Annotated in this window: 10 protein-coding genes; 8 read left to right on the plus strand and 2 right to left on the minus strand. The window is 70.2% G+C overall.

Annotation, left to right across the window (positions count from 1 at the left end; genetic code table 11):
• Positions 1-131: 131 nt before the first annotated feature.
• The 4 genes from secD (at position 132) to relA (ending at position 6,315) form a co-directional block, all read left to right on the plus strand.
• A complete protein-coding gene (secD, locus tag ACFW01_RS36325; RefSeq protein WP_234958298.1) occupies positions 132-1,931 on the plus strand; it encodes a protein translocase subunit SecD in 1,800 nt (599 codons plus the stop codon).
• Between the two features lies 1 nt (position 1,932).
• The gene (gene secF / locus ACFW01_RS36330) at positions 1,933-3,054 is read left to right on the plus strand and encodes a protein translocase subunit SecF (RefSeq protein WP_234958297.1); all 1,122 of its coding nucleotides are present in this window, start codon (positions 1,933-1,935) and stop codon (positions 3,052-3,054) included.
• Positions 3,051-3,599, plus strand: a complete 549-nt coding sequence (locus tag ACFW01_RS36335) for an adenine phosphoribosyltransferase (protein ID WP_234958296.1) — start codon at positions 3,051-3,053, stop codon at positions 3,597-3,599. Before secF ends, ACFW01_RS36335 begins: the two co-directional genes overlap by 4 nt.
• Positions 3,600-3,771: 172 nt before the next feature.
• Positions 3,772-6,315 (plus strand): GTP pyrophosphokinase, encoded by a 2,544-nt coding sequence (gene relA / locus ACFW01_RS36340; RefSeq protein ID WP_234958295.1) that lies wholly within the window; start codon positions 3,772-3,774, stop codon positions 6,313-6,315.
• 91 nt (positions 6,316-6,406) lie between these two features.
• Here the strand turns inward: relA and ACFW01_RS36345 are convergent, their stop codons facing one another.
• The gene (locus ACFW01_RS36345) at positions 6,407-7,636 is read right to left on the minus strand and encodes a DUF349 domain-containing protein (RefSeq protein ID WP_234958294.1); all 1,230 of its coding nucleotides are present in this window, start codon (positions 7,634-7,636) and stop codon (positions 6,407-6,409) included.
• 134 nt (positions 7,637-7,770) lie between these two features.
• Positions 7,771-8,622: a peptidylprolyl isomerase gene (locus tag ACFW01_RS36350; protein WP_234958293.1), complete on the minus strand. Its 852-nt coding sequence runs from the start codon at positions 8,620-8,622 to the stop codon at positions 7,771-7,773.
• A gap of 183 nt (positions 8,623-8,805) precedes the next feature.
• Here ACFW01_RS36350 and ACFW01_RS36355 point away from each other — a divergent pair, with 183 nt between their 5' ends.
• The 4 genes from ACFW01_RS36355 to ACFW01_RS36370 all read left to right on the plus strand — a co-directional run bounded on the left by ACFW01_RS36355 (position 8,806) and on the right by ACFW01_RS36370 (position 13,087).
• Positions 8,806-9,513, plus strand: coding sequence for an MBL fold metallo-hydrolase (locus tag ACFW01_RS36355; RefSeq protein ID WP_234958292.1), 708 nt, complete (start codon positions 8,806-8,808; stop codon positions 9,511-9,513).
• A 13-nt stretch (positions 9,514-9,526) separates the two neighbouring features.
• Positions 9,527-10,789 (plus strand): histidine--tRNA ligase, encoded by a 1,263-nt coding sequence (gene hisS, locus ACFW01_RS36360; RefSeq protein WP_234958291.1) that lies wholly within the window; start codon positions 9,527-9,529, stop codon positions 10,787-10,789.
• Between the two features lie 204 nt (positions 10,790-10,993).
• The gene (locus ACFW01_RS36365; protein WP_234958290.1) at positions 10,994-11,656 is read left to right on the plus strand and encodes a vitamin K epoxide reductase family protein; all 663 of its coding nucleotides are present in this window, start codon (positions 10,994-10,996) and stop codon (positions 11,654-11,656) included.
• 75 nt (positions 11,657-11,731) lie between these two features.
• Positions 11,732-13,087, plus strand: coding sequence for a replication-associated recombination protein A (locus ACFW01_RS36370; RefSeq protein ID WP_234958289.1), 1,356 nt, complete (start codon positions 11,732-11,734; stop codon positions 13,085-13,087).
• Positions 13,088-13,329: the final 242 nt, after the last annotated feature.

Genomic DNA, 13,329 nt, shown 5'->3' on the forward strand with positions numbered 1-13,329 from the left:
GGGGGGGGCGTGCGGGTGGCCCCCCCCCCCCCACCCCGTGTGACGCGTGGCTCGCACGGATCCGGACACCATGTGATGGCCGCCGGTGACGCCTCCTTGGCGCGAAGCGGCCCGAGAGGGAGTACGCAAAGGTGGTAGCACCTAAAAAGGGAAAGAATGCGAGCGCTCCGAGTAGGCCCGGGCGCTCGCTGGCCCTGATTCTGATCGCCATCGTGGCGCTCACCGGAGGCATGTTCGCCTCCGGACACACGACTCCGCGTCTCGGTATCGACCTGGCCGGCGGCACCAGTATCACCCTCCGGGCGGTCCCGGAAGCGGGCCAGGAGTCCGCGATCAACAAGACCAACATGGACACCGCGGTCGACATCATGGAGCGCCGTGTCAATGGTCTGGGTGTCTCCGAGGCCGAGGTCCAGACCCAGGGCGACCGGAACATCATCGTCAACATCCCCAAGGGGACGAACTCCGAGGAAGCGCGCCAGCAGGTCGGCACCACCGCCAAGCTGTACTTCCGCCCGGTCGTAGCCACCGAGCTCTCCGGTGCGAACGCGACGGGCAGCCCGTCGCCGAGCGCCACCGGCGACCCCTCGGACAAGGCGAGCGACAAGGCCACCGACAAGGCCACCGACGGCCAGGACAAGGCGACCGACGAGGACGGCGCGAGCTCCACGCCCTCCGCCTCCGCCTCGGCCGGCGCCACCAGCCAGGGCCGCGCCGCGTCCGACGCCCTCAAGGCCGACCCCAGCCCGTCTGCCAAGACCTCCGACGGTGCCTCCCCGTCCCCGAGCGGCAGCCCCTCCGGCGACGACGCCAACGCCAAGCTCCAGCAGCAGTACGCGGCGCTGGACTGCACGAAGGCGGCCGACCGCGCCAAGGCCGGCGACGGCTCCAAGCCCGGCGACTCGATGGTGGCCTGTGGCCAGAACTCGCAGGGCCAGTGGCAGAAGTACGTCCTCGGCCCCGCCTCGGTCGACGGCACGGACATCGACAAGTCCGAGGCCGTCCTCAACACCCAGACCGGCGCCGGCTGGACCGTGACGATGAAGTTCACGGACGAGGGCGGCAAGAAGTTCGCGGACATCACCGGCAAGCTGGCGAAGAACCAGTCCCCGCAGAACCAGTTCGCCATCGTCCTGGACAACGAGGTCGTCTCCGACCCGTACGTCAGCCAGGCGCTCACCGGCGGCAGCGCGGAGATCTCCGGCAACTTCGACCAGGAGGAGGCCCAGGGCCTCGCCAACATGCTGTCCTACGGTGCCCTGCCGCTGACCTTCAAGGAGGACAGCGTCACCACCGTCACCGCCGCGCTCGGCGGTGAGCAGCTCAAGGCCGGTCTGATCGCGGGCGCCATCGGCCTCGTCCTGGTCGTCCTCTACCTGCTGGTCTACTACCGCGGCCTGTCGTTCATCGCCGTCGCCTCGCTGCTGGTCTCCGCGGGTCTGACCTACGTGATCATGTCGCTGCTCGGCCCGACCATCGGCTTCGCGCTGAACCTGCCGGCCGTCTGCGGGGCCATCGTCGCCATCGGCATCACGGCGGACTCGTTCATCGTCTACTTCGAACGCGTCCGCGACGAGATCCGGGAGGGCCGCACCCTGCGTCCCGCCGTCGAGCGGGCCTGGCCGCGCGCCCGGCGCACCATCCTGGTCTCCGACTTCGTGTCGTTCCTCGCCGCCGCGGTGCTCTTCATCGTCACCGTCGGAAAGGTGCAGGGATTCGCGTTCACGCTGGGTCTGACCACCCTCCTCGACGTGGTCGTGGTGTTCCTCTTCACCAAGCCGCTGCTGACGCTGATGGCCCGCCGCACGTTCTTCGCGAGCGGCCACAAGTGGTCCGGCCTCGACCCGAAGAGCCTGGGCGCCAAGCCGCCGCTGCGCCGCACCCGCCGTACGTCCCGTCCCGCCGGCCCCGTCGACCCGAAGGAGGCGTGAGATGGGAAAGCTCGGCAACCTCGGCGCCCGACTGCACCACGGCGAGGTCGGCTACGACTTCGTCAAGAACCGCAAGCTCTGGTACGGCATCTCGATCCTCATCACCATCACGGCCATCGTCGGCCTGGCGGTGCGGGGCCTGCACATGGGCATCGAGTTCCAGGGCGGCGCGGTCTTCACCACCCCGAAGAACGTGAGCGCCTCGGTCTCCCAGGCGGAGGGCTACGCGGAAGAAGCCTCCGGGCACGACGCGATCGTCCAGAAGCTCGGCGACGGCAGCCTCCGCATCCAGATCGCGGGCACCGACACCGGGGCGTCGGACCAGATCAAGCAGCAGCTCTCCAAGGACCTGGACGTCCCCGCCGAGAAGATCAACGCCGACCTGGTCGGCCCCAGCTGGGGTGACCAGATCGCCGACAAGGCCTGGCAGGGCCTGGGGATCTTCATGGTCCTGGTGGTGATCTACCTGGCGATCGCGTTCGAGTGGCGCATGGCACTCGCCGCGTTCGTCGCGCTGATCCACGACATCACCATCACCGTCGGCATCTACGCCCTCGTCGGCTTCGAGGTCACACCGGGCACGGTGATCGGTCTGCTGACCATTCTCGGTTACTCGCTCTACGACACCGTCGTCGTCTTCGACAGTCTCAAGGAGCAGACGAGAGACATCACCAAACAGACCCGCTGGACCTACGGCGAGATCGCCAACCGCTCGATCAACAGCACCCTGGTCCGCTCCGTCAACACCACGGTGGTCGCGCTGCTGCCGGTGGGCGGTCTGCTGTTCATCGGTGGCGGTGTCCTCGGCGCCGGCATGCTCAACGACATCTCGCTGTCGCTGTTCGTCGGTCTCGCCGCGGGTGCCTACTCGTCGATCTTCATCGCCACGCCGCTCGTCGCCGACCTCAAGGAGGCCGAGCCGCAGATGAAGGCCCTCAAGAAGCGCGTCCTGGCCAAGCGCGCCCAGGCCGCCGCCAAGGGCGAGCCCGCACAGTCCGCGGACGACGGTGAGCCCTACGCGGACGAGGAACCCGACGACGCGGCCGCCGCGGTCGTCGGCCCCCGCAACCAGACCGCCTCCCGCGGCCGGGGCCGCGGCCGTCCTTCGGGGAAGCGCCGATGACCGGCACGACCGACATCACGGAGCTGCTGCTCAGCCGCATCCGTGACGTGGCCGACTACCCGGAGCCGGGCGTGGTGTTCAAGGACATCACCCCGCTCCTGGCCGACCCCGCGGCCTTCACCGTCCTGACCGACGCGCTCGCCGAGGTCGCCGGGCGGACCGGGGCCACCAAGGTCGTCGGCCTGGAGGCCCGCGGCTTCATCCTGGGCGCCCCGGTGGCCCTGCGGGCGGGCCTCGGCTTCATCCCCGTACGCAAGGCGGGCAAGCTCCCCGGAGCCACCCTCGGCCAGGCGTACGACCTGGAGTACGGCTCCGCCGAGATCGAGGTGCACGCCGAGGACCTGGACGCGGGCGACCGTGTCCTGGTCGTCGACGACGTCCTCGCCACCGGCGGCACCGCCGAGGCGTCCCTGGAGCTGATCCGCCGGGCCGGCGCCCAGGTCGCTGGCCTCGCCGTCCTGATGGAGCTGGGCTTCCTCGGCGGCCGGGCCCGCCTGGAGCCGGCCCTGGCGGGGGCGCCGCTGAAGGCGCTGCTCACCGTCTGACCGCGCACACCGCGCGCCTGAGGCGGGCCCGGAGGAATCCGGCGCCCGCCTCAGGCGTTTCCCGAGTTGACGGCCCCCACATTGGCCTGAAGGCGATCCCCGGGGGCAGGATCGCTACCATGGGATCTCCGGAGCCTGACCGGGGGACCCGGATCGCGCACGAGGAGTCCTCTTGCCAGACGAGGCCCAGCCACTGACCGCCGCAAAGCCCGAGTCCGCCTCGGCGCCCGCGGCGAAGCCCGCGCCCAGCGCGCCCCAGGCGAAGAACGACACGCGTGGGCCGATCAGGCACGCCTCGTCCGGGCCGGTCGACAAGCCCGCCGAGCAGCAGCCGCACCCCAAGCCGCTGCCGCCCGAGCGCCCGCAGAACGCGCCGGTGGTCCGCACCCCCGCGGGCCAGTCCGCCCGCTCCGGCTCCTCCAACCGCGTCCGCGCCCGCCTGGCCCGCCTCGGCGTCCAGCGCGCCAACCCGTACAACCCGGTCCTGGAGCCCCTGCTGCGGATAGTGCGCGGCAACGACCCCAAGATCGAGACGGCCACCCTGCGCCAGATCGAGCGCGCCTACCAGGTCGCCGAACGCTGGCACCGGGGGCAGAAGCGCAAGAGCGGCGACCCGTACATCACGCACCCGCTCGCCGTCACCACCATCCTCGCCGAGCTGGGCATGGACCCGGCCACGCTGATGGCCGGCCTGCTGCACGACACCGTCGAGGACACCGAGTACGGCCTGGAGGACCTGCGCCGCGACTTCGGTGACGTGGTCACCCTGCTCGTCGACGGCGTCACCAAGCTCGACAAGGTCAAGTTCGGCGAGGCGGCGCAGGCCGAGACCGTGCGCAAGATGGTCGTCGCCATGGCCAAGGACCCGCGCGTCCTGGTCATCAAGCTCGCCGACCGCCTGCACAACATGCGCACCATGCGCTACCTCAAGCGCGAGAAGCAGGAGAAGAAGGCACGCGAGACCCTGGAGATCTACGCGCCCCTCGCCCACCGGCTGGGCATGAACACCATCAAGTGGGAGCTGGAGGACCTCGCCTTCGCGATCCTCTACCCCAAGATGTACGACGAGATCGTCCGCCTGGTCGCCGAGCGCGCCCCCAAGCGCGACGAGTACCTCGCCGTCGTCACCGACGAGGTCCAGCAGGACCTGCGCGCGGCCCGCATCAAGGCGACCGTCACCGGCCGCCCCAAGCACTACTACAGCGTCTACCAGAAGATGATCGTCCGCGGCCGCGACTTCGCGGAGATCTACGACCTGGTGGGCATCCGTGTCCTGGTGGACACCGTCCGCGACTGCTACGCGGCGCTGGGCACGGTCCACGCCCGCTGGAACCCGGTTCCGGGGCGGTTCAAGGACTACATCGCGATGCCCAAGTTCAACATGTACCAGTCGCTGCACACGACGGTCATCGGACCCGGCGGCAAGCCCGTCGAGCTGCAGATCCGCACCTTCGACATGCACCGCCGCGCGGAGTACGGCATCGCCGCGCACTGGAAGTACAAGCAGGAGGCCGTCGCCGGCGCCTCCAAGGTGCGCAGCGACGCGCCCAAGTCGTCCGGCAAGGGCAAGGACGACCACCTCAACGACATGGCGTGGCTGCGCCAGCTCCTCGACTGGCAGAAGGAGACCGAGGACCCGGGCGAGTTCCTGGAGTCCCTGCGCTTCGACCTCTCCCGCAACGAGGTCTTCGTCTTCACCCCCAAGGGCGACGTCATAGCGCTCCCGGCGAGCGCCACCCCCGTCGACTTCGCCTACGCCGTCCACACCGAGGTCGGCCACCGCACCATAGGGGCACGGGTCAACGGCCGGCTCGTCCCGCTGGAGTCCACCCTGGACAACGGCGACCTGGTGGAGGTCTTCACCTCCAAGGCGGCCGGCGCGGGCCCCTCCCGGGACTGGCTCGGCTTCGTGAAGTCGCCGCGCGCCCGCAACAAGATCCGCGCCTGGTTCTCCAAGGAGCGCCGCGACGAGGCGATCGAGCAGGGCAAGGACGCCATCGTCCGCGCCATGCGCAAGCAGAACCTGCCGATCCAGCGCATCCTGACCGGCGACTCCCTGGTCACCCTCGCCCACGAGATGCGCTACTCGGACATCTCCGCGCTGTACGCGGCGATCGGCGAGGGCCATGTCTCCGCGCAGAACATCGTGCAGAAGCTCGTCCAGGCGCTCGGGGGCGAGGAGGCCGCGACCGAGGAGATCGACGAGTCGATCCCGCCGGCCCACGGTCGCGGCCGCAAACGCCGGACCAGCGCCGACCCGGGCGTCGTCGTCAAGGGCGTCGAGGACGTGTGGGTCAAGCTGGCCCGCTGCTGTACGCCCGTACCCGGTGACCCCATCATCGGCTTCGTCACCCGGGGCAGCGGCGTCTCGGTCCACCGCAGCGACTGTGTGAACGTGGACTCGCTCTCCCGTGAGCCCGAGCGCATCCTCGAGGTCGAGTGGGCGCCCACCCAGTCCTCCGTCTTCCTGGTCGCCATCCAGGTCGAGGCCCTGGACCGCTCCCGGCTGCTGTCGGACGTCACCCGCGTGCTCTCCGACCAGCACGTCAACATCCTCTCCGCGGCCGTCCAGACCTCCCGCGACCGGGTGGCCACCTCCCGCTTCACCTTCGAGATGGGCGACCCGAAGCACCTCGGGCACGTGCTGAAGGCCGTACGCGGCGTGGAGGGCGTCTACGACGTGTACAGGGTGACCTCGGCGCGCAGGCCGTCCTAGCGGCCCGTACAGACCCGCACGGGCCCGTACGACACAGACGAGAGGGGCTCCCGTACGGTGCGTACGGGAGCCCCTCTCGTCTGCGCGGGTGTCAGCCGCCGAACTCGTGCAGGCCCTTCAGCGCCTGGTCCAGCAGCGCCTGCCGGCCCTCCAGCTCGCGCTGCAGCTTGTCGGCCTTGGCGTCGTTGCCCTGGGCACGCGCCTGGTCGATCTGGGAGCGCAGCTTGTCGACGGCGGCCTGCAGCTGTCCGGTCAGCCCCTCGGCACGCGCGCGTGCCTCCGGGTTGGTCCGGCGCCACTCGGTCTCCTCGGCGTCCTGGAGCGCCCGCTCGACCGCGTGCATCCGCCCCTCGACCTTCGGGCGGGCGTCGCGCGGGACGTGGCCGATGGCCTCCCAGCGCTCGTTGACCGAGCGGAACGCGGCCCGGGCCGCCTTCAGGTCCTTGACCGGGACGAGCTTCTCGGCCTCCTCGACCAGCTCCTCCTTGAGCTTCAGGTTCTCTGCCTGCTCGGCGTCCCGCTCGGCGAAGACCGAGCCGCGGGCGGCGAAGAACACGTCCTGGGCGCCGCGGAAGCGGTTCCACAGGTCGTCCTCGTGCTCACGCTGCGCACGGCCGGCGGCCTTCCACTCGGACATGAGGTCGCGGTAGCGCGCGGCCGTCGGCCCCCAGTCCGTGGAGTTCGACAGCGCCTCGGCCTCGGAGACCAGCCGTTCCTTGGTCTGCCGGGCCTCCTCGCGCTGCGCGTCGAGCTGGGCGAAGTGCTGCTTGCGGCGCTTGGAGAACGCCGAGCGCGCGTGCGAGAACCGGTGCCACAGCTCGTCGTCGGACTTGCGGTCCAGGCGCGGCAGGCCCTTCCAGGTGTCCACCAGGGAGCGCAGCCGTTCACCGGCCACCCGCCACTGGTCGGAGCGCGCCAGCTCCTCCGCCTCGGCGACCAGCGCCTCCTTGGCGCCGCGCGCCTCGTCGGACTGCTTGGCCCGCTGGGCCTTGCGCTCCTCGCGCCGTGTCTCCACGAGGCCGACGAGCTTGTCCAGCCGGGCCCGCAGCGCGTCCAGGTCGCCGACCGCGTGGTGCGCGTCCACCTGCTCGCGCAGGTGGTCGACGGCGGTCTGGGCGTCCTTCGCCGACAGGTCGGTGGTCTTCACCCGCTTTTCGAGGAGGCCGATCTCGACAACCAGGCCTTCGTACTTGCGTTCGAAATAGGCCAGCGCCTCCTCGGGGGAGCCCGCCTGCCAGGATCCGACGACCTGCTCGCCGTCGGCCGTACGCACGTACACGGTGCCCGTCTCGTCGACGCGGCCCCACGGGTCGCTGCTCACAGCGCCTCCTCCACATGATGCCGACGGAGGGATTCGCTTCCCCCGGGCATCGTCCACAGTTTCGTCACGGCCAAGATAGGCGACCGGCGGGCGGCCTGTCCGCATCCCGCGCGACCGAACTTCGCTGATGAGGGTCAGGATTTCGAGACGGTGGCCTTGTCGATCACGACCGTCGCGTTGGGTGCCGTGTTCCCTGTCGCGGGGTCGGCCGCCTGGGCCCCGGCGGCGGCGATCTTCTTGAGGACCTTCATCCCGTCCTCGGAGACCGTGCCGAACGGCGTGTAGTCGGGCGACAGCTGACTGTCCTGGTAGACCAGGAAGAACTGGCTGCCTCCGGTGTCGCGCCCCTGCTTCGCCTGCGGGTTGTACTGGTTGGCCATCGCGACCGTGCCCGCCGGGTACACGTTGCCCTTGAGGCTCTTGTCCTTGAGGTTCTCGTCGGGAATGGTGTAGCCGGGCCCGCCCGAACCGGTGCCCTGCGGGTCACCGCACTGCAGCACGTAGATCCCGGCGTCCGTCAGCCGGTGGCACTTGGTGTGGTCGAAGTAACCCTTGCCCGCCAGGAAGTTGAACGAGTTGACGGTGTGCGGCGCCGCCGACGCGTTCAGGGCGATGTCTATGTCGCCGCAGGTCGTCGCCAGCTTCATCGAGTACTTCGCCGACTTGTCGATGGTCATCGCAGGTTCCTTCTTCCAGGTCTGCGTCTTGACCTTGCCCTCGGCGGGCTTGTCGCACGGGTCCTCGGCCTTCTCGCTGGCCGAAGGGCTCGGTGTGACCTCCGCGTTGGCGTTCGTCTTGTCGTCGTCGTCCTTGAGGACCACTCCGGTCGTGTACAGCGCGACGCTGCCGATCAGAATCACGCCGAGCACCGACGCGATCGCCGCGTTGCGGGTGCGCGCCCTGCGTCGCGCGGAGGTGCGTCGCTGCTGCTGCCGCAAGAACTTCTCCCGGGCGAGCTGACGCCGCCGCTGCTCCTGGCTGACCACCGGTTTCTCTCCTCATGCGTCTTCGTGTGCCGACCGGTACGCGTGGGTGCGATGAGCCGACCGTGGGCGTGTAGCCCCGTACCGTATATGGGTTCGCTGGGGAAACGGCACCGCCGGTAGGCTCTGACCATGGGCGCGGCCCGTTCGCAAGCCCACCCGTACCGACACAAACGAAGGACGATCGTGCTCATTGCCGGGTTCCCCGCCGGGGCCTGGGGGACGAACTGTTATCTCGTCGCCCCCGCCGCCGGTGAGGAGTGCGTGATCATCGACCCGGGCCACCAGGCGGCCCCCGGAGTCGAGGAAGCGATCAGGAAGCATCGGCTCAAGCCCGTCGCCGTCGTCCTCACCCACGGCCACATCGACCACGTCGCCTCGGTCGTCCCGGTGTGCGGCGCGCACGACGTGCCCGCCTGGATCCACCCCGAGGACCGGTACATGATGAGCGACCCCGAGAAGGGCATCGGCCGCACCATCGGCATGCCGCTCATGGGCGAGCTGACGGTCGGGGAGCCGGACGACGTCAAGGAGCTGACCGACGGCGCCAAGCTGGCACTGGCGGGCCTGGAGCTGACCGTCGCGCACGCGCCGGGCCATACGAAGGGGTCGGTGACCTTCGGCCTGCCCGAGTCGGCGGACATCCCGCCGGTCATGTTCTCGGGAGACCTGCTGTTCGCCGGCTCCATCGGACGCACCGACTTCCCCGGTGGCTCCATGGACGACATGCTCGAGTCCCTGGCCCGCGTGGTCCTGCCGCTCGACGACGCCACCGTGGTGCTGCCCGGTCACAACGACTACACGACCATCGGCCAGGAGCGCGCCACCAACCCGTATCTGCGGCAGGTGGCGGCCGGCCACAGCGCGCCCGGCGCGCCCCGACGAGGAATGTGACGAGAGACCTCCCGTGAGCACCTTCAAGGCCCCCAAGGGCACGTACGACCTGCTGCCGCCCGACTCCGCGAAGTTCCTGGCGGTCCGCGAGGCCATCGCCGCCCCGCTGCGCAACTCCGGCTACGGCTACATCGAGACGCCCGGCTTCGAGAACGTCGAGCTGTTCGCGCGCGGTGTCGGCGAGTCCACCGACATCGTGACCAAGGAGATGTACGTCTTCGAGACCAAGGGCGGCGACCGGCTCGCCCTGCGCCCGGAGACGACCGCCCCCGTGCTGCGCGCGGTCCTCGAGGCCAACCTGCACAAGGCGGGCAACCTGCCGGTCAAGGTCTGGTACTCGGGCTCGCAGTACCGCTACGAGCGCCCCCAGAAGGGCCGTTACCGCCACTTCTCCCAGGTCGGCGCCGAGGCGATCGGTGCCGAGGACCCGGCTCTCGACGCCGAGCTGATCATCCTGGCCGACCAGTCGTACCGCGCGCTCGGCCTGCGGAACTTCCGCATCCTGCTCAACAGCCTGGGCGACCAGGAGTGCCGCCCCGTCTACCGGGCCGCGCTCCAGGACTTCCTGCGCGGCCTCGACCTGGACGAGGACACCCTGCGCCGGGCCGAGATCAACCCGCTGCGCGTGCTGGACGACAAGCGCCCGGACGTGCAGAAGCAGCTCACCGACGCCCCGCTGCTGCGCGACTACCTGTGCGACGCCTGCAAGGCGTACCACGAGGAGGTGCGCGACCTGATCACGGCGGCGGGCGTCGTCTTCGAGGACGACCCGAAGCTGGTGCGCGGCCTGGACTACTACACGCGCACCACGTTCGAGTTCGTCCACGACGGCCTCGGCTCCCAGTCCGCGGTGGGCGGCGGCGGACGGTACGACGGACTCTCCGAGATGATCGGCGGCCCGTCCCTGCCGTCCGTGGGCTGGGCCCTCGGCGTCGACCGCACCGTCCTCGCCCTGGAGGCGGAGGGCATCGAACTGGACATTCCGTCCGCCACCTCCGTCTACGCGGTCCCGCTCGGCGAGGAGGCCCGCCGGATCCTCTTCGCCAAGGTCACCGAGCTGCGCAAGAACGGCGTCGCCGCCGACTTCTCCTACGGCGGCAAGGGCCTCAAGGCCGCGATGAAGGCGGCCAACCGCTCGGGCGCCCGCTACGCCCTGGTCCTGGGCGAGCGCGACCTGACCGACGGCGTCGTCCAGCTCAAGGACATGGAGTCCGGCGAGCAGACCGCGATCGGCGTCAACGAGATCGTGGCCGAGCTGGAGTCCAGGCTCGGCTAGCACGCTGGTACGTCCGGCCCGTCTTCAGGGGGCGTGCGTGTTCGTCCGCGCGTGCCCCCTGGGAACGGGTGTTGGCCGGAACGGGCCGCTCCGGGGTGATCGCCGGACTGTTCATATGTTCATCGAACGGTGGCCATACGGGGTGGTGCGGCACAATGGCCCTGCCCGAAGCAGGTCCGACTCACCAGTGACGGAATCGGCGTGATGAGCAAGACGACAGTGAAGGACGTCTCCACCGTGGCGGAGCCCGCGCCGGAACCCGCATCCGGAACACCGCGCACCGAGGGCGGCAGCCGCGCCTTCGCGCTGCTGCTGGTGATCACCGGCGCGGCCGGACTGCTCGCCGCGTGGGTCATCACGCTCGACAAGTTCAAGCTGCTCGAGGCCAAGGTCGCCGGGACGACCTTCACCCCCGGGTGCAGCCTCAACCCCGTCGTCTCCTGCGGCAGCGTCATGGAGAGCGACCAGGCGGCCGTCTTCGGCTTCCCCAACCCGATGCTCGGCCTGGTGACCTACGGCATCGTCGTCGCCGTCGGCACCAGCCTGCTCGCCCGCGCCCGCTTCCCGCGCTGGTACTGGCTCACCTTCAACGCCGGCACGCTCTTCGGTGTGGGCTTCTGCACCTGGCTGCAGTTCCAGTCCCTGTACCGGATCAACGCGCTGTGCCTGTGGTGCTGCCTCGCCTGGGTCGCCACGATCGTGATGTTCTGGTATGTGACGTCCTTCAACGTCCGCAAGGGCTTCCTGCCCGCGCCGGGCTGGCTGCGCGGCTTCTTCGGCGAGTTCACCTGGGTCCTCCCCGTCCTGCACGTCGGCATCATCGGCATGATGATCCTGACGCGCTGGTGGGACTTCTGGACCAGCTGACCTGCCCCGCCGCGTTGTCAGTGCCGTGCTGTGCTCTCTGGGGGCGACCCCCAGACCCCCGGTAGGGTTCAGAGCGTGGAGCCCGACCTGTTCACCGCCGCAGCAGAAGAACGCCAGGAGAAGGACCCGACCGGCAGCCCCCTCGCCGTGCGGATGCGTCCGCGCACCCTCGACGAGGTCGTCGGCCAGCAGCACCTGCTCAAGCCCGGATCCCCCCTGCGCCGCCTGGTCGGCGAGGGCGGCTCCGGTCCCGCCGGTCCCTCCTCCGTCATCCTCTGGGGCCCGCCGGGCACCGGCAAGACCACCCTGGCGTACGTCGTCTCCAAGGCCACCAACAAGCGCTTCGTGGAGCTGTCCGCGATCACCGCTGGGGTCAAGGAGGTCCGCGCGGTCATCGACGGCGCCCGCCGCGCGGTCGGCGGGTACGGCAAGGAGACCGTCCTCTTCCTCGACGAGATCCACCGCTTCAGCAAGGCCCAGCAGGACTCCCTGCTCCCGGCCGTCGAGAACCGCTGGGTCACCCTGATCGCCGCCACCACCGAGAACCCGTACTTCTCGGTGATCTCCCCGCTGCTCTCCCGCTCCCTGCTGCTCACCCTGGAACCCCTCACCGACGACGACGTGCGGGGCCTGATCCGCCGCGCCCTGACCGACGAGCGCGGTCTCAAGGAGTCGGTGGGGCTGCCCGAGGACACCGAGGAGCACCTCCTGCGCATCGCGGGCGGCGACGCCCGCCGGGCCCTGACCGCCCTGGAGGCCGCTGCCGGTGCCGCGCTCGACAAGGGCGAGTCCGAGGTCTCCCTGACCACCCTGGAGGAGACGGTCGACCGGGCCGCGGTGAAGTACGACCGCGACGGCGACCAGCATTACGATGTCGCCAGCGCCCTGATCAAGTCCATCCGCGGCTCCGACGTGGACGCCGCGCTGCACTACCTGGCCCGGATGATCGAGGCCGGCGAGGACCCCCGCTTCATCGCCCGGCGCCTGATGATCTCCGCCAGCGAGGACATCGGCCTGGCCGACCCGAACGCGCTGCCGGTCGCCGTCGCCGCCGCCCAGGCCGTCGCCATGATCGGCTTCCCGGAGGCCGCCCTCACCCTGAGCCACGCCACCATCGCCCTGGCCCTCGCCCCCAAGTCCAACGCCGCGACCACCGCCATCGGCGCCGCCCTGGACGACGTACGCAAGGGGCACGCCGGACCGGTCCCCGCACACCTGCGGGACAGCCACTACAAGGGCGCGGGCAAGCTCGGCCACGGGCAGGGGTACGTGTACCCGCACGACCTGCCGGAGGGCATCGCCGCCCAGCAGTACGCCCCGGACGAGCTGAAGGACCGGACGTACTACGAGCCCACCCGGCACGGCGCCGAGGCCCGCTACGCGGACGCCGTGGAGTGGACCCGTGGACACCTCGGTCGCAAGCGGTCCTGAGCAGCCTGTAGAATCGCCCGAAGCGCTGAGTCCCGTGCCGTCAGAACGGGACAACCAGCCGGAGCCCCTCGGGGTTCCAGGAGCGTCGCGCACCGTCGATAGGTGTCGCGGGCAGCCCACCACCACCCGGAGTCCCGGGAGCGGCCGGTGGGCCACTCGCGTGCTGCACGTATGTGCCCAGACCAGGGAGCGGCTGCCCGGCAGGTCCCGCGAGGGACCGGACGGGTTTCCCCGGCTGCGGA

The organism is Streptomyces sp. NPDC058985, assembly GCF_042740985.1.
Taxonomy (GTDB): domain Bacteria; phylum Actinomycetota; class Actinomycetes; order Streptomycetales; family Streptomycetaceae; genus Streptomyces.